This window comes from Nosocomiicoccus sp. HMSC067E10 (genome assembly GCF_001810835.1).
GTDB lineage: Bacteria > Bacillota > Bacilli > Staphylococcales > Salinicoccaceae > Nosocomiicoccus > Nosocomiicoccus ampullae_A.
In genome coordinates this window covers 214,247-233,196 of the sequence record NZ_KV802764.1, presented here as the reverse complement: position 1 = coordinate 233,196, position 18,950 = coordinate 214,247, and the positions used below count along the sequence as shown (strand labels likewise).

Annotated in this window: 19 protein-coding genes; 11 read left to right on the top strand and 8 right to left on the bottom strand. The window is 34.7% G+C overall.

The window, feature by feature from the left end; all coding sequences use genetic code 11:
• The first annotated feature begins 23 nt into the window (after nucleotides 1–23).
• Both metK and HMPREF2767_RS05215 read left to right on the top strand, forming a co-directional pair.
• Nucleotides 24–1,199: a methionine adenosyltransferase gene (gene metK, locus HMPREF2767_RS05220; protein WP_070622837.1), complete on the top strand. Its 1,176-nt coding sequence runs from the start codon at nucleotides 24–26 to the stop codon at nucleotides 1,197–1,199.
• Between the two features lie 90 nt (nucleotides 1,200–1,289).
• Complete coding sequence (locus HMPREF2767_RS05215) at nucleotides 1,290–2,198, top strand: nuclease-related domain-containing protein (RefSeq protein WP_070622836.1); 909 nt, start codon at nucleotides 1,290–1,292, stop codon at nucleotides 2,196–2,198.
• A 40-nt stretch (nucleotides 2,199–2,238) separates the two neighbouring features.
• Here HMPREF2767_RS05215 and HMPREF2767_RS05210 read toward each other — a convergent pair whose 3' ends face one another.
• From HMPREF2767_RS05210 to HMPREF2767_RS05195, 4 genes are read right to left on the bottom strand one after another with little or no spacing between them, the layout of a single operon-like run.
• Nucleotides 2,239–2,586: a fluoride efflux transporter FluC gene (locus HMPREF2767_RS05210; RefSeq protein ID WP_068130734.1), complete on the bottom strand. Its 348-nt coding sequence runs from the start codon at nucleotides 2,584–2,586 to the stop codon at nucleotides 2,239–2,241.
• Nucleotides 2,579–2,953, bottom strand: a complete 375-nt coding sequence (locus HMPREF2767_RS05205; RefSeq protein WP_070622835.1) for a fluoride efflux transporter FluC — start codon at nucleotides 2,951–2,953, stop codon at nucleotides 2,579–2,581. Before HMPREF2767_RS05205 ends, HMPREF2767_RS05210 begins: the two co-directional genes overlap by 8 nt.
• A 51-nt stretch (nucleotides 2,954–3,004) precedes the next feature.
• A complete protein-coding gene (locus HMPREF2767_RS05200; protein ID WP_070622834.1) occupies nucleotides 3,005–3,994 on the bottom strand; it encodes a proline dehydrogenase family protein in 990 nt (329 codons plus the stop codon).
• Between the two features lie 43 nt (nucleotides 3,995–4,037).
• Nucleotides 4,038–4,541, bottom strand: coding sequence for a gamma carbonic anhydrase (locus HMPREF2767_RS05195; RefSeq protein ID WP_070622833.1), 504 nt, complete (start codon nucleotides 4,539–4,541; stop codon nucleotides 4,038–4,040).
• Nucleotides 4,542–4,613: 72 nt separating this feature from the next.
• Here HMPREF2767_RS05195 and HMPREF2767_RS05190 point away from each other — a divergent pair, with 72 nt between their 5' ends.
• Nucleotides 4,614–5,414, top strand: a complete 801-nt coding sequence (locus tag HMPREF2767_RS05190; protein ID WP_070622832.1) for an alpha/beta hydrolase — start codon at nucleotides 4,614–4,616, stop codon at nucleotides 5,412–5,414.
• On the opposite strand, the gene HMPREF2767_RS05185 is transcribed toward HMPREF2767_RS05190, so the two are convergent.
• Complete coding sequence (locus tag HMPREF2767_RS05185; RefSeq protein ID WP_070622831.1) at nucleotides 5,404–5,970, bottom strand: tRNA 5-(aminomethyl)-2-thiouridylate-methyltransferase MnmM; 567 nt, start codon at nucleotides 5,968–5,970, stop codon at nucleotides 5,404–5,406. The genes HMPREF2767_RS05190 and HMPREF2767_RS05185 overlap by 11 nt on opposite strands.
• A 313-nt stretch (nucleotides 5,971–6,283) precedes the next feature.
• On the opposite strand from HMPREF2767_RS05185, the gene leuS reads away from it, so the two are divergent.
• Nucleotides 6,284–8,692, top strand: coding sequence for a leucine--tRNA ligase (gene leuS / locus HMPREF2767_RS05180; RefSeq protein WP_070622830.1), 2,409 nt, complete (start codon nucleotides 6,284–6,286; stop codon nucleotides 8,690–8,692).
• A gap of 307 nt (nucleotides 8,693–8,999) precedes the next feature.
• Here leuS and HMPREF2767_RS05175 read toward each other — a convergent pair whose 3' ends face one another.
• Both HMPREF2767_RS05175 and HMPREF2767_RS05170 read right to left on the bottom strand, forming a co-directional pair.
• The gene (locus HMPREF2767_RS05175) at nucleotides 9,000–9,668 is read right to left on the bottom strand and encodes a hypothetical protein (protein WP_070622829.1); all 669 of its coding nucleotides are present in this window, start codon (nucleotides 9,666–9,668) and stop codon (nucleotides 9,000–9,002) included.
• Nucleotides 9,669–9,680: 12 nt separating this feature from the next.
• Nucleotides 9,681–10,940: a BaiN/RdsA family NAD(P)/FAD-dependent oxidoreductase gene (locus HMPREF2767_RS05170; protein ID WP_070622828.1), complete on the bottom strand. Its 1,260-nt coding sequence runs from the start codon at nucleotides 10,938–10,940 to the stop codon at nucleotides 9,681–9,683.
• Nucleotides 10,941–11,020: 80 nt separating this feature from the next.
• On the opposite strand from HMPREF2767_RS05170, the gene HMPREF2767_RS05165 reads away from it, so the two are divergent.
• The 7 genes from HMPREF2767_RS05165 to trmB all read left to right on the top strand — a co-directional run bounded on the left by HMPREF2767_RS05165 (nucleotide 11,021) and on the right by trmB (nucleotide 18,563).
• Nucleotides 11,021–12,658, top strand: coding sequence for a putative polysaccharide biosynthesis protein (locus tag HMPREF2767_RS05165; protein ID WP_070622827.1), 1,638 nt, complete (start codon nucleotides 11,021–11,023; stop codon nucleotides 12,656–12,658).
• The gene (locus HMPREF2767_RS05160; RefSeq protein ID WP_070622826.1) at nucleotides 12,655–13,350 is read left to right on the top strand and encodes a pseudouridine synthase; all 696 of its coding nucleotides are present in this window, start codon (nucleotides 12,655–12,657) and stop codon (nucleotides 13,348–13,350) included. The genes HMPREF2767_RS05165 and HMPREF2767_RS05160 overlap by 4 nt, the downstream gene beginning before the upstream one ends.
• Nucleotides 13,351–13,428: 78 nt before the next feature.
• Nucleotides 13,429–14,214: a hypothetical protein gene (locus tag HMPREF2767_RS08680; RefSeq protein ID WP_070622825.1), complete on the top strand. Its 786-nt coding sequence runs from the start codon at nucleotides 13,429–13,431 to the stop codon at nucleotides 14,212–14,214.
• A gap of 720 nt (nucleotides 14,215–14,934) precedes the next feature.
• Complete coding sequence (locus HMPREF2767_RS05150; RefSeq protein ID WP_210391809.1) at nucleotides 14,935–15,318, top strand: hypothetical protein; 384 nt, start codon at nucleotides 14,935–14,937, stop codon at nucleotides 15,316–15,318.
• A gap of 89 nt (nucleotides 15,319–15,407) precedes the next feature.
• Nucleotides 15,408–16,817 carry a dipeptidase PepV gene (gene pepV / locus HMPREF2767_RS05145; protein ID WP_070622824.1) on the top strand — a complete coding sequence of 470 codons (1,410 nt, stop codon included), beginning with the start codon at nucleotides 15,408–15,410 and terminating at the stop codon, nucleotides 16,815–16,817.
• A 310-nt stretch (nucleotides 16,818–17,127) separates the two neighbouring features.
• Complete coding sequence (locus HMPREF2767_RS05140) at nucleotides 17,128–17,919, top strand: phosphotransferase family protein (protein ID WP_040928500.1); 792 nt, start codon at nucleotides 17,128–17,130, stop codon at nucleotides 17,917–17,919.
• 11 nt (nucleotides 17,920–17,930) lie between these two features.
• Nucleotides 17,931–18,563, top strand: coding sequence for a tRNA (guanosine(46)-N7)-methyltransferase TrmB (gene trmB / locus HMPREF2767_RS05135; protein ID WP_070622823.1), 633 nt, complete (start codon nucleotides 17,931–17,933; stop codon nucleotides 18,561–18,563).
• A 79-nt stretch (nucleotides 18,564–18,642) separates the two neighbouring features.
• Here trmB and HMPREF2767_RS05130 read toward each other — a convergent pair whose 3' ends face one another.
• Complete coding sequence (locus tag HMPREF2767_RS05130) at nucleotides 18,643–18,942, bottom strand: hypothetical protein (RefSeq protein ID WP_040928499.1); 300 nt, start codon at nucleotides 18,940–18,942, stop codon at nucleotides 18,643–18,645.
• Nucleotides 18,943–18,950: the final 8 nt, after the last annotated feature.

Sequence of the window (18,950 nt, the reverse complement as noted above, 5' to 3'; positions counted from 1 at the left end):
ATATATTTTAAGGGGAAAATATAATGGAACGTAGATTATTTACGTCAGAGTCTGTAACAGAAGGTCATCCAGATAAAGTTGCAGACCAAATTTCAGATGCGATTTTAGACGAGATTATTAAAGACGATAAAGACGCACGTGTTGCATGTGAGACGGTTGTTAACACTGGTCTTGCCATGATCGTTGGAGAAATTTCAACGTCTACGTACGTCGACATTCCTAAAATCGTTAGAAATACGGTACAAGAAATTGGTTATACGAATGCTGAATACGGATATGATTATAAAACGATGTCTGTATTAACAGGAATTGATGAGCAGTCAGTCGATATTGCTCAAGGAGTTGATGGAGAAGGGGATAACGAATCAAAAGAGAGCGGAACTACTGGAGCAGGTGACCAAGGTTTAATGTTTGGTTACGCGACAGACGAAACTGAGGAATTTATGCCACTTCCAATTACTTTAGCGCATAAACTCGCGCGTCGTCTAACAGAAGTACGTAAAACGCATGTTTTAGACTACCTTCGACCAGATGGAAAAACTCAAGTCACTGTCGAATACGATGAAAATGATCAGCCGTTACGTGTAGATACAATCGTCTTATCCACACAACACGATGAAAAAGTCGCACATAGTGAAATTAAAGAAGATATTAAGCGTGAAGTTATCGATTATGTTATTGATGAAAATCTCATCGACGAGGATACTCGGATGATCATTAACCCGACAGGTCGATTCGTTATCGGTGGACCACATGGAGATGCAGGATTAACTGGACGTAAGATTATTGTCGATACTTACGGTGGTTATGCACGACATGGTGGGGGAGCATTTAGTGGAAAAGACCCAACTAAAGTAGATAGATCTGCAGCTTATGCAGCGCGTTACATTGCTAAAAATATCGTTGCAAGTGGTTTATCTAAACAGTGTGAAATTCAGTTATCATATGCGATTGGTGTTGCTGAACCTGTCTCGATTTCAGTAAATACATTTGGAACAGGTAAAATCGAAGATTCAAAAATTGCAGCCGCAGTACGCAATGAATTTACGTTAACTCCAGACGGTATTATTGAAATGTTAGATTTACAGCGTCCGATTTATAAACAAACAGCAAGTTACGGACACTTCGGTCGTCACGATATCGACGTCCCATGGGAAGCACTCGATAAAGTAGATACTTTAAAATCATATCTTAATTAGTAAAACAGCTCATCATGAGCTGTTTTAATTTTATTTCTATTTAAATTATTGGTATAATTAACAAAGTTAATTGAAAGGAAAGTGAGTTTTATGTCAACAGAAATACTAACAGAGCCTCTATTTATTATCGTTGCAGCTTTGTTACTTATAGTTATTATTTCATTTTTAATTTACGACGTGAAACATCGTAACGAAGTTGAAGAAAATGAAAGATTATATAAAAAGAAAGAAGAAACACTCATCGAAAGCTATGTTAAAAATCAAGAAGATGAACGCATGGCACATAAAAAAGAAGTGTCTCACTTAAATGAAAAATATTTAGAAGATACAACACTTTTAAACAATAAATTATCAAGTATCCAACAATTTACTGTTGATAAAGGTGAATATTTAACAGATTTAGCACTATTAAACTTTAAAAATAAACTCGTCACAGAAGAGAGAATTCGCGAGTCTGATATGTACATTCTGTCGAATATTTATTTACCATCTAGAAATTATACGAACACGCGTAAGATTGATCACTTAGTATTAACGCGCACAGGTATTTATTTAATCGATTCAAAATATTGGAGCGGACATATTTTACATGGTGTGACTGAAGAACAGTACGATGAGATTCCTTATTTAGAAGGGATTTTCCAACTGTTAAACTTAGATCCAAACAAAGAACAAACGTTAATATTTGAAAAAGAAAACGATGAAAAAGTGGCTGTAAATTATTACAACAACACGATCGAAGATACTGAGATGACAGCTGAAAAACTGAGAAACGTATTAAAATTACAGTTTGACGTCGTACCAATTATTTACTTTAACCCGAAAGATAACGGTGGTCATACGATTATGAACTACGCAACAGATAGCAATGCGAAAGTAATCGTAGGAACAGAACAACTTGAAGACTACTTCAATAAACACGTCTTCCAAGGTCGTTTCCAATATACAGTAAAAGATTTAGATGAAATCGCAGAATCACTAATGCGACTAAATCCTTAATTGAAAAACTCACGAAAGTGTAATACTTCCGTGAGTTTTTTTAATTTAAAATATTGATTGATAATGCGACAAAAAATGCACACAACGTAAGTGAAAACATTATTAGTGTGTATAGGAAAAGTTTGATATATTGTTTCTCTTTGAACAATTCGTATTGATCTTTTGTAAAAGCAGAATATGTCGTAAAACCGCCTAAAAATCCAACCATCATTAAATCATAATACTCTCCATTAATAAACTGACTACGAATTATTGTGCCTGCTAAAAATGCGCCGAGAATATTGACAATTAGTGTGCCATATAATGATTTAGGCATATGTATAGATATCATGTCTCTAACGACAGCGCCAATTCCAGAAAGTAAAATAATTATCAGTAATTTAAACATGGCGCTCACCAACTAACTGTTGCACTTTTATTCCGATTAAAAACATCACGAAACCAAATGTCATTGCACATAATAAATAGATATAAAACGAGAGGGCATTATACTCTAAAGTCATTGTAAGATGTACAGTCAATGTAGAAAACGTCGTAAATGATCCGAGGAATCCAGTTATAAATATTGATGCATAAAGAGTATCATTAAAACGATTGTATACGAGTCCGAGTAAAAATGGACCGACTAAATTGACGGTGATTGTAGAAATCATAAAGAAACTGTCAAAATATTGAAGGGTAGTATCAATACTAAATCGACAGAGTCCGCCTAATGTACCACCTAGAAATACTAAAAACATTCTTTTTTTATTCATAAAATTCACCTAATAAATAAAGGATACGGAAGATCCGTATCCTTTATTATATTATTTTTTGAATAATTTTGTTACTGCGATTCCAGCACCGACTGCCGCAGCAGCTGCAGCACCGACTTTGAACTTTTTATTTGTCGTTACTGATTTAACGAGCAAGTTTAAGTTTTGAGGGCGTTCTGCAAGACGTCTCATGAAGTATGCGTACCAGTCGTTACCGTATGGTACGTAAACTGTCATGTTGTAGCCTTCTTCAACTAATTCGAGTTGATAATCGTTTCTAAATCCGTATAACATTTGGAATTCAAATGAATCGTGTGAAATGTCATTCGCTTCAACGAAATCAATCACGCGGTTAATAATGTTATGGTCATGCGTTGCAATCGAAGTGAAACCTTTACCGTGAGTTAAGTGATATTTAATTAACTCAAAGTAGTTGTTGTCAATATCATTCTTACTTTGGTATGCGATACTTGGATCTTCTTTGTAAGCACCTTTAACTAAGCGCGTACGGTTATCCTTGTACTTTTCAGCGTCTTCCATACTATCAAATAAGTATGCTTGTAACACTGTACCGACATTGTCGTAATCTTTTAATAACTCATCTAAAACAAAAAACGTTTTTTCTTTAGAAGCGTAGTTCTCCATGTCGATATTTACGAACATGTTATCTGCTTCTTTAGCAGCTTCCATAATTTCACGCATGTTTTGTAAGATGAAGTCATCTCCAAGGTTTAAACCAAGTTGTGTTAATTTAACTGAAAAATGTGCATCTAAGTGATTTTTATGAATCGCATCAATCATGTCGAGAATTAGATTTTTTTCTATTTCTGCTTGAGCACGATCTTTAATAAATTCACCGAGGTTATCAACTGTAATAGATAAGCCTTTTTGGTTTAGTTGACGGATTTTTTCAACAGTGTCGTCTGTTTTTGTTCCTCCGACAACGTGTTGAGCACCAAAACGTAATCCCATTTTCTTCGTTGCATCGTTTACTGGTTTAATTTGAGATAAACCAATAAAAAAGTCGCGTAAAACTGCCATTAAAAATTCCTCCAAAATGTATAAAATATAAAAATAATAAGAACTACCCTTTGTAATGCGGAATATGATTGACATATGTTGCGTTAATACGTGTCATTTCTTGTATGTCTTCATCCGTTAATTGTCGAATCACTTTTGCTGGTCGGCCGAATGCTAGGCTATTCGGTGGTATTTCAGTATTTGAAGTAACGAGTGAACCTGCACCAATAAATGCGTTCTCACCAATTACTGCACCGTCTAATATCGTTGAGTCCATACCGACTAACGCACCACTTCTAACTGTACAACTGTGTAACGTCACTCTGTGCCCAATTGTGACATGATCTTCTATAGTGAGTGGCATATTAGGAGACTGATGAAGGACCGATTGATCTTGGATATTTGTATAATCTCCAATTTTGACTGGCGCAACGTCACCTCGTATAACCGCACCAAACCAAACAGAACAGTGTGCACCAATTTGAACATCACCGATTATTGTAGCATTCTGAGCAATAAAAGTGCTATCATGAATTTTTGGAACGTGTTCTTTATAGTTTAATATCATTATAAACGCGTCCTTTAACTTTGTTATAATTATATAATATCAAATATTTTACAATATGTAAGGAGGAAAATTATGTGGAAATGGGAAATTGAAAATAAAGCAAAAGGAACTATTGTAATATTACATGACATGATTGAACACCATGAGTATTACATCGATCTAATTTCAAAATTTAATAGTATTGGCTACCATGTGTTAATGGGAGATTTACCAGGCCAAGGTCAAACGACACGTATGAATAAAGGACATGTCGAAGATTTTAAACAATATATCGAACGTCTCACAGAATGGGTAGATGTAGCCAATCGATATGAACTACCAGTAATCGTTGTCGGACAAGGTTTAGGTGGACTCATATTAGCTGAAGCATTAAAAGAAGAGTCGATACAAATTGATGGTGCTATATTTTTAAATCCATTATTTACGTTTAAACAGTCGTTTATAAACCGTAAAAATCTACTAAAATCCTCAATTCGCTTATCGAGAGACGAATCGAAATTTAAACTTGGTGTCGATTTGTCGAGTTTTACATCAGATAACAAATGGTTAGAGCGTTATTCTAAAGACGAACTACTTACTGAAGAAGTGAGTTATCATTGGTATAGCTTAATCAACGAACGTATGAATAATATAGAAAATGATATGGATTTAATTCATGTAGATGTACTATGTATCCATTCAAATGAGAATGACATCATTGATGTGGACCGAAATGTACATATCATAAAAAAAGTGGACACTGGTTATTTAAAAATCGTCCGACTGAATAATATAGAACACGGTATTTTCCAAAGAGAAAATATAAGCGTGCCGTTTTATCATGTCGAACGATTTTTAGATGATATTCAACATCACATCGGATTCATGGGCTAGATCGTCTTCTTTCAATGACTAAAATAAAAGGTGCATCATTTATTTGATTGATGAAACGATACATTAAAACGTTAAAAAAGTGTTGGTCGAGTTTTTCTGCATATGATAAGACTGCGCGTTTTTCATCTTTTCCGTTTTCATGACCGTGGTAAATCGTAATAATAATACGACCGCCGACAGATAACTTTGATAGTATTGCTTCGATAGCAGTGATTGTTGAATGAGAAAGTGTCGTAATTGTTTTGTTAGCTTTCGGTAAAAAACCTAAGTTAAACATGGCGACGTCGATATGTTTGTCGACATACTGTAAAACATTCTCATGGCTATCATGAATGAGAGTGAGCTGTTCTAGATTTTTATGATGGGCGATTTTTTCTTTCGTCGATTCAATCGCTTCACTTTGTATATCGAATGCGTATACTTTACCTTTTGAAATATGGTCTAGTAAAAATGAAGTGTCATTTCCATTGCCACATGTCGCATCTACCGCGATCGAGTGAGGGTGAAGTATATCATAAGCGAACTGTTTACTTTGATCTAAAACTCTATTTAGCATAACGGCCTCCAAAATATTACTTAATTTATATTATAGATGAATATATAGTATTTAATATGTTGTTTTACTTAAAAAGAAGTTTGCAAAAAATAATTAAACGAATTATAATAACTTTAGGAAATAGTAGTAAACGTATGACTTTTAGAGAGTTAGTGGTTGGTGGAAACTAACGTCAAAATTTACGAACTCGTCCATTAATTACAATTAAAATTCTAAATGAAGCTGCACAATGATGTGAATGCGGGTGGTACCGCGGTCTAATAGATCGTCCCAATGTCTTTTGACATTGGGATTTTTATATAGGAGGAAGAAAATGTCATTTAATCATCGTAAAATTGAAAAAAAGTGGCAAGATTATTGGCTAGAAAACAAAACGTTTAAAACAGACACGAGCGATTTTAGTAAAGAGAAATATTATGTGCTAGATATGTTCCCGTACCCTTCAGGTTCTGGGCTTCACGTCGGTCACCCAAAAGGGTATACAGCGACTGATATTTTAGCGCGCTATAAGCGTATGAATGGATATAACGTTCTTCATCCGATGGGGTGGGATGCGTTCGGTTTACCAGCTGAACAGTACGCAATTGATACAGGAAACGATATTCATGAGTTTAACAATAAGAATATCGATAACTTCCGTCGTCAAATTCAAGAGCTCGGTTTCTCATATGACTGGGACCGTGAAGTAAACACGACAGATCCGCATTATTACAAATGGACACAGTGGATTTTCATCAAACTTTACGAAAAAGGACTCGCGTATGTCGATGAAGTGCCTGTAAACTGGTGTCCAGCACTTGGTACAGTACTTGCGAACGAAGAAGTCATCGACGGATTATCCGAACGTGGTGGACACCCAGTAATTCGTAAACCGATGCGTCAATGGGTATTAAAAATTACAGAGTATGCAGATCGTTTACTCGAAGATTTAGACGATTTAGATTGGCCTGAATCATTAAAAGATATGCAACGAAACTGGATTGGCCGTTCTGAAGGTGCACACGTGACGTTTAATGTTAAAGACACTGAAGAAACATTTACAGTATTTACGACACGTCCAGATACGTTATTTGGTTCGACGTATGCAGTGCTTGCACCAGAGCATGATTTAGTTCAAAAAATTACGACAGATGATCAAAAATCTGTTGTCGAAGAGTATGTTGAAAAAGCATCTCATAAATCAGATCTAGAACGTACAGAACTTCAAAAAGATAAAACAGGTGTATTTACTGGAAGCTATGCTGTGAATCCATTTAGTGGCGAATCGATGCCAATTTTCATAGCAGATTATGTACTTGCGTCGTACGGAACAGGTGCGATTATGGCGGTTCCTGGACATGACGAAAGAGACTATGAATTTGCTAAAAAGTTTGACTTAGATATTAAACGTGTTGTAGATAGTGACGAAGAACTCCCGTTTACTGGTGACGGAAAACACGTAAACTCTCAATTTTTAGACGGATTAAATAACGAAGACGCGATTCAAAAAGCAATCGAACAGTTAGAAGAATTAAAAGTAGGGGAAGCAAAAGTAACGTACAAATTACGTGACTGGCTATTCTCTAGACAACGTTACTGGGGAGAGCCAATTCCTATTATCCACTGGGAAGATGGAACTTCAACTGCAGTACCGGAAAGTGAATTACCATTAGAACTTCCAAAAATGGACGAAATCAAGCCTTCCGGAACAGGTGAATCACCACTTGCTAACAATGAAGAGTGGCTAACTGTAGTTCGTGAAGATGGTGTTAAAGGTCGTCGTGAAACGAACACGATGCCACAGTGGGCAGGGTCTTGCTGGTATTACATTCGTTACATTGATCCAACGAACGATGAGTTAATTGCAGATCCAGAAAAATTAAAACATTGGCTCTCTGTTGACTTATACGTTGGTGGAGCTGAACACGCTGTGCTTCACTTACTATATGCAAGATTCTGGCATAAGTTTTTATATGACATTGGTGTTGTTCCAACAAAAGAACCATTCCAACAATTATTTAACCAAGGAATGATCCTCGGTGAAGGTAACGAAAAAATGTCTAAATCAAAAGGTAACGTCGTAAACCCAGATGACATTACAAGAAGCCACGGAGCAGACACTTTACGTCTATATGAAATGTTTATGGGGCCGTTAGACGCCTCAGTAGAATGGACAACGACAGGTGTAGACGGCGCGAGACGATTTTTAGACCGCGTATGGAGATTATTAATTGACGAGGACAACAATGTAAAAGAAACGGTTGTCGATAAAGAAACGCCTAAACTCGATAAAGTGTACAACGAAACAGTTAAAAAAGTGACAGAAGACTATGATAATATGCATTTTAATACGGCAATATCTCAAATGATGGTATTCGTAAATGAAGCGTATAAAGTCGATGAAGTGTCACTAGATTATGCGAAAGGTCTCGTAAAACTATTATCACCAATCGCACCACACATCTCTGAAGAGTTATGGGAAAAACTTGGTGAAACAGATACAATTACGTACGCAGAGTGGCCAACATTTGACGAGTCAAAGCTTGTCGAAGATGAAGTCGAAGTACTCGTACAAGTACTCGGAAAACCAAAAGCACGTATTATGATGGATCCAACATTAAGTAAAGAACAAGTAGAAGAGATTGCATTAAACGATGAAAAGGTAAAAGAATCAATTGAAGATAAAACGGTTCGAAAAGTGATCGTCGTACCTGGAAAACTTGTAAATATAGTGGCGAATTAAAATAGTTCGTTATTAAAATATAAACTGCGTCTACGATTTTTATCGTGACGCAGTTTTTTGTTTTGTAAATTTTGATTTTCAAAATAATTATGAAGGTAGGTCTAAATTTTTCTAGCTAAAAACCTTTTAAAATATACGATACCGATAAACAATGCAGTCATCATGAGAAAGGGGAGTAGTGTTGTCAACATAGTATCACTCCTAATAATTATGTAATCACTTTCATTATACTGCATCATTAAGTAAAAGAAAATAATTTTTAGCATAAACTAAAAAAACCTCATACAATGATGAGGTTTTCCTAAAGTTAATCTTCTTTGATTTCTGCATTAAGCATCTGTTGTTTTAATGATTGATCATAGAAAGCGAGACTGTATTGAGCATAACTTGTAATGAATGGATTTTCGAGTTCTGTATACACAAATAGCTGTTCGATGACACTCGTCGTTAAATGATTTAGTGCTTCGGTACGGAATTTTTTATTTAACACTTTAGATAAAATTAAAATGTTGCTTTTTATGAGGTGATCGAGCACTTTCACTAGACCATCGTAATACTCATTATGATCAAAAGGTAATGCTTTAATGATATGTGTTTCTCTTTCAACATACTCATCTAATGAGCGTAGTACTTTTTCATGAATATCTTTTTGTGCGTCTGTGTAGTTATATGTGCCAAATTTATCTGGTGTTGATCCGAATAAAGCATGCATTGCGTAATAGTCATCTAACGGTATCTCTTCATTATCTTCATTGATACGATATGAAACGACTTGTTCGTAACTCATTGCAAGAAGCATATGTTCCACATGGTTTTGAATGAGTTTATTTAAATGCTCTGGTTGAATCGTTTTATTTTTAACGATTGAAGATTCCAGAAACTTTAAGCGTCCCATCGTTTCTTTCATGAGTGGTAATATATGTTGTTCTCTATATTCAAGAGATGAATAATTTGGTGATTTTTTTAATTCTTTCATTGTATACCTTCCTTAATTTGTGTTTTGCCCAGCGTGCTGTCCTGCGACGTATCCAGTAACTAATGCACTTGTGATGTTATACCCTCCAGTATATCCATGGATATCTAATACTTCGCCAGCAAAGTGTAAACCTTTTATTATTTTACTTTCCATTGTTTTTGGGTCAATCTCTTTTAAGTGGACGCCGCCACCTGTGACAAACGACTTTTCTATCGGTTGTGTACCGGTGACTTTAAATTGAAATGATTTTAAAAAATTTAAAATTTTGTTTTTAGATTCGTTATCAAAATTATGTCCAGTCATCGTTTTATCTAACTTTAAATGATTAAACATAAAATCGACATATCTATTTTCGATAAATTGTTTTAATACGTTATGAACGGCTTTATCTTTATTTGCTTTGACATCAATTTCAATTTTTTGTCGAAAGTCATGACTCGATAACTCTGGAAAATAATCTAGTTCCATCATAACAGTTTCTGTCTTCTGTTTTTCAAGTTCTTTAATTACAAACTGACTACAACGTAACGCTGCAGGTCCAGTAATTCCAAAATGAGCAAATAACATATCCATTTGATGTGAAATTCTTGGTTTCCCGTTTTTCTTTAAAACTGATAGTTTAACGTTTTTTAAACTTAAACCTTTTAAGTCTCCAGATTTTATAAAAGGTTCGTTACTTAAAATTGGCACTTCTGTTGGAAATAGGTTTGTCACTGAGTGTCCAAGATTTTTAGCGAATTTAAATCCATCTCCGGTAGATCCAGTATGCGGTACACTTTTACCGCCAGTTGTAATGATAATATTATGACTTTTAATTGTCTTGCCGTCTGTTAATTTAACACCTGTGATTGAAGCATTATCATGAAGAATCTCCTTCACTTCGGTATTTAATAATATTTCGACGTGTTGATTGTCCAAACAATTTAAAAAGACTTGTAAAACATCTTTAGCTTTATTTGAAACAGGAAACATTCTACCGTGGTCTTCTTCTTTTAATTTGACGCCGTGCGACTCTATAAATTGTATGATTGATTGGTTATCAAATATAGAAAACGGCCCGTATAAAAATTTACCGTTACCTGGTATGTTTTGAATGATCTCTTCGTACGGTAGGTTATTCGTCACGTTGCATCTACCGCCACCAGAAATCAGAAGCTTTTTACCGAGTTGCTTATTTTTTTCGATGAGTAATACTTTTTGATTGTTCTGACTTGCAGCGACAGCCGCCATTATACCGGATACGCCGCCACCGATAATTATCGTATCGTACATCGTGTTTCACCTCAATTGATTTAAAAAAACGAATGAATCTATTATAATATAGCTTAATGATTATGTAAGAAGGTTTTTAAATGTCAAATTCAAATCAAAAAATGTTTAGAAGTACGCTGTTCTTGTCTTCAGCGAGTCTAATCACACAATTTTTAGGAATGATTTATATCATTCCATTTTATAGCATCATGGGTGGAGAAGAAAATCTAGCATTATACGGATATGCGTACACTCCATATACTATCATGCTTTCAATCGCGTCCGCTGGTGTGCCGGGCGCTGTTTCAAAATTCGTTGCAAAGTATAATTCTCTCGGTGCATTTCAAACGACGCAAAAACTCTATCGTTCGAGTCTTGTCGTTATGTTAGTGTCTGGGTTGATTTGCTTTGGGGTACTGTATTTACTCGCACCTGTCATTGCTGATATTCAGCTCGCGGCATCTTCAGATGGTGAGCACGTATGGGGACACGATGAAATTACAAATATTATTCGTGTCGTCGCATTTGCAGTAATCGTCGTTCCGTTTATGGCGACGTGGCGCGGTGTCTTCCAAGGATTTGAATCATTTGGTCCAACAAGTGTTTCATCAGTTGTAGAACAAGTTGTACGTATCACAGTCGTTTTAGTCGGTTCATACGTTGTGATTCGCGTGATGGGTGGAACGATTCAACAAGGGAACCAAATCGCTGTATTTGCTGCTTTTATCGCAGCAATAGGTGCGATAATTACACTAGCAGTATTTTGGTTTAAACGTAAAAAATTGATTGAAGCTTCTCTTAAAGAAGATAAAACGGGTATTACATTATCTTATAAAGAAATGTATAAAGAGATTATTTTATCTGGTATTCCATTTGTAGTTATCGGTATTACATTTCCAATGATGATGTTTATTGACCAATTGACACATAATAACGCACTGGCAATTGTAGGGGTACCGTCAAACGTGCAAGATGCATGGTTTGGAATGTTAAATATTACGACTCAAAAACTCGTTATGATTCCAGTCAGTTTAGCTGTGTCGTTTTCAATTACGATCTTGCCGTTTATAACGAAAAGTTTTCAACAAAAGAAGTTTAACGAACTCGAGCATCAAGTAAGTACGATGTTGTTACTTCAACTGACATTAGTCGTACCCGCAGCAGTCGGTATGATGATTATGGCAGTGCCGTTATATACATCATTTTATAGTTTTAGTGAAATGGGTATTAAAATTTTAACGATTTATGCGCCAGTTTGTATTGTGATTTCTGTATTTAGTATGACAGCATCTATCGTTCAGGGAATAGAGAAGCAAAAGTTTAATGTGCTTGTAGTGTTACTCGTCTTAGTCATTAAAGCAGCGCTAAACTTCCCATTAATTATGTACTTCCACACTGTTGGTGCAGTTATTTCAACACTCATTGCGCTATTTTGTGGAGTGATATTCAATTTCTTTATCATTAAAAAGTATGGAAAATTTAGTTTTAGAAAAATATTAACACCGATGTTAGAAATCGTTCTATACAGTTTAATTATGCTTCTTGCTGTAGAAATCGTTTATGGATTATTTGTTTTATCATTAGATATTACAATAAGAAGAAATGCGATTATAACTCTCGCGACGTGTGTCATTGTCGGAGCATTCATTTATTTAGTGGTCATATTTAAATCCGGTCTGGCGGACAGAGTACTTGGTGAACGTGCAAATAAGATTCGAAGTAAGGTGAGATTCTTATGAGACTCGATAAGTATTTAGCGCATGCAAATTTTGGTTCTAGAAAAGAAGTCGGAGAATTGATCAAAAGTGGTCGTGTAACTGTAGGGGGAAAAACCGTTAAAGACAGAAAATTAAAAGTAAAAGTCGAAGATGAAGTTAGAGTCGATGGCTTTACAGTTGTATTAGAAGAATATATGTACTTTATGTTAAACAAGCCACAAAATGTGATTTCAGCGACTGAAAGCTTTGAGCATGAGACTGTTATTGATTTAATCGATCATTCTCAGTATCGTGAATTATTTCCAGTTGGTCGCCTCGATATCGATACGACAGGACTACTCATCATCACAAACGATGGCAAGTTAAGTCATCAATTGCTGAGTCCGAAAAAAGAAGTATTTAAGACATACTATTGTAAACTTAAACATGATGTATCAAAGTCAGATATTACTTTTTTAGAAACAGGTATACCGTTAAAAGACTTCACGACAAAACCTGCCAAAGTTGAAGTCATCGAAGAGGATGAAGTTCTTTTATCAATTTCAGAAGGTAAATTTCACCAAGTGAAGCGAATGTTTAAATATTTAAATAACGAAGTACTCGAGTTAAAACGAGTCAAGTTTGGAAATCTAGTATTAGATGAGACACTTGAAGCGGGCGAATATCGACGCTTAACAGAAGATGAATTAACGGATTTAAAAAAATTAATTTAAAAAAGGTTTATAAAAAACACCATCGGGTATGTAATAGATAGTTGAGAAACTAATTACAACGAAGAGGTGTTTTTTATTATGAAGAAATTATTAAAGAGAGTGTTACAGTTAGCAGCAGTTGTTGGTGTAGGTTACGCAGTTAAAAAATTAGCAGATAACGAAGAAGCGGTAAAACGTGAAATAGAAAAAGCAAAAGAAGATCCAAAAGGATATGCTAAAAACGTTCAAGATTCGGCGAGTGGCAAAGTCGATGAACTTGCTGAAAAGGCAAAAGGCACTGTCGACAAAGTTAAAAATGAAACAGTAGACTTCCAAAACAAAGCTTCAAAAGACTTAAATGAGTTAAAAGACAACGCGAAAGATGTTAAAAATCAAGTGGCAGATAAAGTAGAAGACGTAAAATCACAAGTCAACGAAAAAGTTGAAGATGTGAAAGTTAAAGCTGAAGACGCGAAAGACAAAGCTCAAGATAAAGCTGAAGAAGTGAAATCTAAAGCTGAAGATAAAGTCGATGAAGCTAAAGACAAAGCAGAAGACGTGAAAGAAGACGTCGAATCAAAAAAAAAGGAAGTTAAAGAAAAAGTAGAAGATAAAAAGGACGAAGTGTACACAACTCCGGATTCTACAGCTGAAAAGAGCACGAAAGGTTCTAAAGCAGTTCTTGCAGACGAAGGCGGATTAGCTGCAAATGAAGTTAAGAAAGAGCAACAAAAAGCCAAAAATGAAAACTCAGTAAACAATACTGAAAAAGAATTTGATAAATACGACAAGAAGCAAGGCAACAAAAAGGACTATGAAGTTGTGGATGAAGAAGGAAAATTCGATAGTAACCACAACGTGCACATCGTAAAAGAAGATAAGTAATCAGACACACCCTAAAACAAATGTTTTAGGGTGTTTTTTATCTTAAATTGCTTGGTGTTTGTGTGAAATTGATTAAATGAGCTAGATTGATGCTGTATTTTACAATAACGAATGAATTTGGTTGAAATATGTTAGATATAATTGGATATTTAACAAAAATCGGATTCCATGTGCGAAATATGTTAGATAAAAAATTATATTTAACAAAAATTGAGGCACAGGATCTAAATTTATTAGATAAATCCGGATAATTAACAGAATCACGATATTTTTGTTAATTATATTTTGGAAAAAGTGCTTTATATCTATTTAAGAGTAAAATTGCTTTTAATGATAACCGTAATAATAACTAAATAGCTGGCTCTTCATCCTTATTTACAAAAATAGACTTTGAAAATGAAAAAGTGTTAAATATAATAGGATATTTAACAAAAATCGGATCACATGCGCGAAATATGTTAGATAAAAAATTATAATTAACAAAAATTGAGGCACAGAACCTAAATTTGTTAGATAAATCGATATATCTAACAAAATCTAAATTTTTTTGTTAATTATATCCATAATAAGATGAACTAATACACTTTAAAGGTTATAACTCAACGATCCAACGCCAATCTAGCACTGCCCTCATCCAATTTACAAAAATCCAATTCATATTGTGTTCATATTCACTATGTATAGTTTGAATTAAAGGTAAAACAACATTTGGAGGCAATTATGAAGAGTTATAGTAAAACGTTATTAAGATTTTCTGCAGCTTTTGGACTGATGGGTGCATTTATGGGTGCACATATGGCGGGCTCTGGTGGTTATGAACTTCGACCGATCCACGCACATATTTTAGTCGTCGGATGGCTAAGTTTATTTTCTTTCGCGATATATTATAGAGTATTTCATCAAAAAGAAAGTTTCCTTGCGAAGTTACATGTATGGACGGCAATTATTGGAACTGTTGGGTTAACACTCGGCATGTGGTTCCAATTTGTGAATCCATTTAGTTTCCCGGATACTGTATCACTCATCATTTATATTATCGGTGGATCAGTTTTATTAATTAGCTATATACTATTCTTTGTTTTAACGTTAATGAATAAAGAATAATTCTCATCCTTTAGCATGTGCTAAAGGATTTTTTATTGTGTGAGAACTTTTATTTAGTATAATAATTACAAATAGAAAGGAGTAGTTGTATGAATTTCAATGAAATTGTAAATCAGTATAAAGATAAAATACTCGAGGATTTAAACGGTCTTCTTTCAATTGAAAGTGTTCGTACAGAAGCTAAGCCGGGTGCACCTGTCGGCGAGGGACCGAAAGAAGCGTTAATGTACATGCTCTCTTTAGGTGACCGTGACGGAATGGATACGAAAGTTGTCGATAATTTAGCAGGCCATATTGAACTCGGTAGCGGTGAAAAGCTATTCGGTATTCTCGGACATGTTGACGTCGTTCCCGCTGGAACAGGTTGGGACTCTAATCCGTTTGAACCGGTGATTAAAGATGATATTATTTATGCGCGCGGTGTCCAAGACGATAAAGGACCAACTATCGCAGCTTATTACGCAATGAAGATTTTAAAAGATCTTGAAGTACCATTAAATCAGCGTGTGCGTTTAATCATAGGTACGGACGAAGAGTCTGATTGGTTATGTACAGATGCATATTTTAAAAATGAAGAAATGCCAGATTCAGGATTTGCACCAGATGCTGAGTTTCCAGTCATTCATGGTGAAAAGGGTATTACGACGTTTGACCTCGTGTTTAAAAGCGATGACGATGCGTATGGAGATATTGTACTAAATACATTCACGTCAGGTGATCGATACAATATGGTACCTGAATCAGCGACGGCGAATTTAACTGTAAAAGATGTTGAAAAATTTAAACAGTCATTTGAATCGTTTTTAGATGAGATGCAATTAAAAGGTGACTTCATTGAAGACAGCAACAAAGTAAATATTACTGTGTTCGGGAAAAGTGCACACGGTTCAACACCACTTGAAGGTAAAAACGCAGGAATAGAATTACTACGTTTCTTAAAAGTTATTCCAATCGATGCACGTGCACATAAGTTCGTGTCATTTTACGATAGATATATTGAAGATAATTATGACGGTAAATTATTTGAAATGGACTTTAACCATGACGAAATGGGTGAAACATCAGTCAACACAGGAATCATTCGTTATGATTTAAACGATAAAAGTTATTTCGGTGTGAACTTACGTTATCCAATGGGAATGGACTTTAAAGCGTCACTAAATGCACTTAAAAACGATGTAGAAGTATACGGTGTTTCAATCGAAAACGTAAATGATCAAGTGCCGCATTATGTCGAAAAAGATTCTCCGCTCGTTAAAGTGTTAACTGAAACATATCGTAAACATGTCGATGATGACACTGAACCATTCACAATCGGTGGTGGAACGTATGCGCGTGTACTAAAAAATGGTGTAGCGTACGGTGCGATGTTTAAAGATACAAAAGATACAATGCACCAAGCGAATGAGCAAATGAAAGTAGAAGAACTTTTATTAGCGACAACGATCTATTTAGAAGCACTATATGAAATTCTTGTAAACGGTAAATTAGAAAAATAATATTTATGATAGACAGACGATCGGTCTGTCTATTTTTATTAATTTTTTAAAATGTGTTAAATCAGAACGTACATTCGTTTAACAAAACTTAACTTTAATTAACAAAAAAATAACATTTATAACATTGGTCGCTTAAGCACTTATTAATTAAGATATAACAGCAGTTGGCAAAATATAGCGTCATTTTTACCTTGAATTTAGTTATAAAAATGGATAGTATTTTAAATACAACTAATCGTGCGCTAATTAAAAAATTTACTTAGCGCTTTTTTTAATGAAACGTTTATGAAGAGAAAGTGAGGTGAACACGGTGGAGCATTTTTATCAGCTAGGGTGGACGTTAGACCCTATTGGTGGCTCGTCTAGCGATGCGTATAAGGCAGAGATTAATGGCGACAAATTCTTTTTAAAACGTAATACAAGCCCGTTTATTACGATGCTATCAGTAGAAGGAATCGTACCTAAACTCGTTTGGACAAAACGTATCGAAACAGGCGAAGTTGTTACCGCTCAACATTGGAAAAACGGTAGATGTTTAACCGATGAAGAAATGAACTCTGACCGTGTCGCTTCACTTATGCGTAAGATTCATTCATCGGATAAATTACTTAACACGCTAGAGCGTCTCGGGATGCAACCGATGTTACCAGAATTATTATTAAACAGAATCGAATCCTCACTTTCACCAAAAATTAACGCGCATAAAACAGTAAGAAAAGCGATCAAATATTTAAATAATAAAATTCCACATATCGATTCTGAATTTTGTAGAGTATGTCACGGAGATGTCAATAATCAAAACTGGTTGTTATCTGATGAAGACGAACTATTTTTAGTAGACTGGGAAGGTGCGATGATCGCCGACCCTGCAATCGATATCGGAATGATTCTATATACGTATGTCGATTTTAAAGATTGGAAAAATTGGTTATCTAAATACGGAAAATCACTCGATCATGATTTTAGACAGCGTATGAAGTGGTATACACTCATTCAATGTTTAACGATGATTCAGTGGTACGAAGACCGTAAAAGATATAAAGAAATGAACCATTGGATTATTTTTTTAAATGATATTTTAGAGAAAGATATGATGGTATAGAGGTAAGTACATTGAGAATGCGAAACAAGCCATGGGCGATGGACTATTTAACTGAAAATAGTCATATTGTCGACGTAGATGGTACATATAAAACAAAAATTAAAGAGTACTTTGGTAATGATAACGACATTCATATCGAAGTTGGTACTGGAATGGGTCAGTTTATAACGACTATTGCAAAACAAAATCCACATATTAACTATGTCGGAATTGAAATTGAGAAAAACGTACTCATTCGTGTTTTAGAGAAAGTGTTAGATGAGGGCCTGACAAACGTCCGTCTGCTTTTATATGATGCGAATCTATTAGACGAGTATTTTAATAAAGATGAAGTGTCTAAAATATATTTAAACTTCTCTGATCCGTGGCCTAAAAACCGTCACGAAAAGAGACGTCTCACGTATAAATCATTTTTAAAACAATATAAATCTATATTAAAAGATGATGGAGTATTGCAATTTAAAACGGATAATAGAGGTTTATTTGAATATAGTTTAGTTTCATTAAATAATTTTAAAACGGAATTTTTAGAAGTGAACTTAGATTTACATGCAGATGAAGATGAAGATAACATTCGAACTGAGTATGAAGAGAAATTCAGTCAAAAAGGATTTAATATATATAAAATAGTTGTAAAATTTTAGCACCTTTAAAAAGGTGCTTTTTTGATAGTTCCGGTAATTACAATTGTTTGATAAAATGGATAATAATAAAACATGAAGATTACTGAACAGTAATCTCCATGATTTCACCAGTGTACTTATTCGCTGTGAAGTTGTACTTTTGAAGTTTGTCGCCTTGTTCAACGTGAACGACACCATTTAGTACTTTCTTATCTTGACCAAAGCTTTCATTGTTAGAATTGTTATAGTCAACAGATACAAAAGAAATGCCGTCAAATTGTAAGTAAAGATTATCTAAGACCTTGTCAACATTGATCGTACGTCTAGCGATGACATATAGTACAACAGGTACAATTGTTACAACGCTTAAGACAATTGTCCAAAAAGTTCGTTTTGACATTATGGTAG

Excerpts from the sequence above, each read along its gene's own strand:
- metK (WP_070622837.1), top strand. The coding sequence starts at position 24 with ATGGAACGTAGATTATTTACGTCAGAGTCTGTAACAGAAGGTCATCCA.
- HMPREF2767_RS05215 (WP_070622836.1), top strand. The coding sequence starts at position 1,290 with ATGTCAACAGAAATACTAACAGAGCCTCTATTTATTATCGTTGCAGCT.
- HMPREF2767_RS05210 (WP_068130734.1), bottom strand. The coding sequence starts at position 2,586 with ATGTTTAAATTACTGATAATTATTTTACTTTCTGGAATTGGCGCTGTC.
- HMPREF2767_RS05205 (WP_070622835.1), bottom strand. The coding sequence starts at position 2,953 with ATGAATAAAAAAAGAATGTTTTTAGTATTTCTAGGTGGTACATTAGGC.
- HMPREF2767_RS05200 (WP_070622834.1), bottom strand. The coding sequence starts at position 3,994 with ATGGCAGTTTTACGCGACTTTTTTATTGGTTTATCTCAAATTAAACCA.
- HMPREF2767_RS05195 (WP_070622833.1), bottom strand. The coding sequence starts at position 4,541 with ATGATATTAAACTATAAAGAACACGTTCCAAAAATTCATGATAGCACT.
- HMPREF2767_RS05190 (WP_070622832.1), top strand. The coding sequence starts at position 4,614 with ATGTGGAAATGGGAAATTGAAAATAAAGCAAAAGGAACTATTGTAATA.
- HMPREF2767_RS05185 (WP_070622831.1), bottom strand. The coding sequence starts at position 5,970 with ATGCTAAATAGAGTTTTAGATCAAAGTAAACAGTTCGCTTATGATATA.
- leuS (WP_070622830.1), top strand. The coding sequence starts at position 6,284 with ATGTCATTTAATCATCGTAAAATTGAAAAAAAGTGGCAAGATTATTGG.
- HMPREF2767_RS05175 (WP_070622829.1), bottom strand. The coding sequence starts at position 9,668 with ATGAAAGAATTAAAAAAATCACCAAATTATTCATCTCTTGAATATAGA.
- HMPREF2767_RS05170 (WP_070622828.1), bottom strand. The coding sequence starts at position 10,940 with ATGTACGATACGATAATTATCGGTGGCGGCGTATCCGGTATAATGGCG.
- HMPREF2767_RS05165 (WP_070622827.1), top strand. The coding sequence starts at position 11,021 with ATGTCAAATTCAAATCAAAAAATGTTTAGAAGTACGCTGTTCTTGTCT.
- HMPREF2767_RS05160 (WP_070622826.1), top strand. The coding sequence starts at position 12,655 with ATGAGACTCGATAAGTATTTAGCGCATGCAAATTTTGGTTCTAGAAAA.
- HMPREF2767_RS08680 (WP_070622825.1), top strand. The coding sequence starts at position 13,429 with ATGAAGAAATTATTAAAGAGAGTGTTACAGTTAGCAGCAGTTGTTGGT.
- HMPREF2767_RS05150 (WP_210391809.1), top strand. The coding sequence starts at position 14,935 with ATGAAGAGTTATAGTAAAACGTTATTAAGATTTTCTGCAGCTTTTGGA.
- pepV (WP_070622824.1), top strand. The coding sequence starts at position 15,408 with ATGAATTTCAATGAAATTGTAAATCAGTATAAAGATAAAATACTCGAG.
- HMPREF2767_RS05130 (WP_040928499.1), bottom strand. The coding sequence starts at position 18,942 with ATGTCAAAACGAACTTTTTGGACAATTGTCTTAAGCGTTGTAACAATT.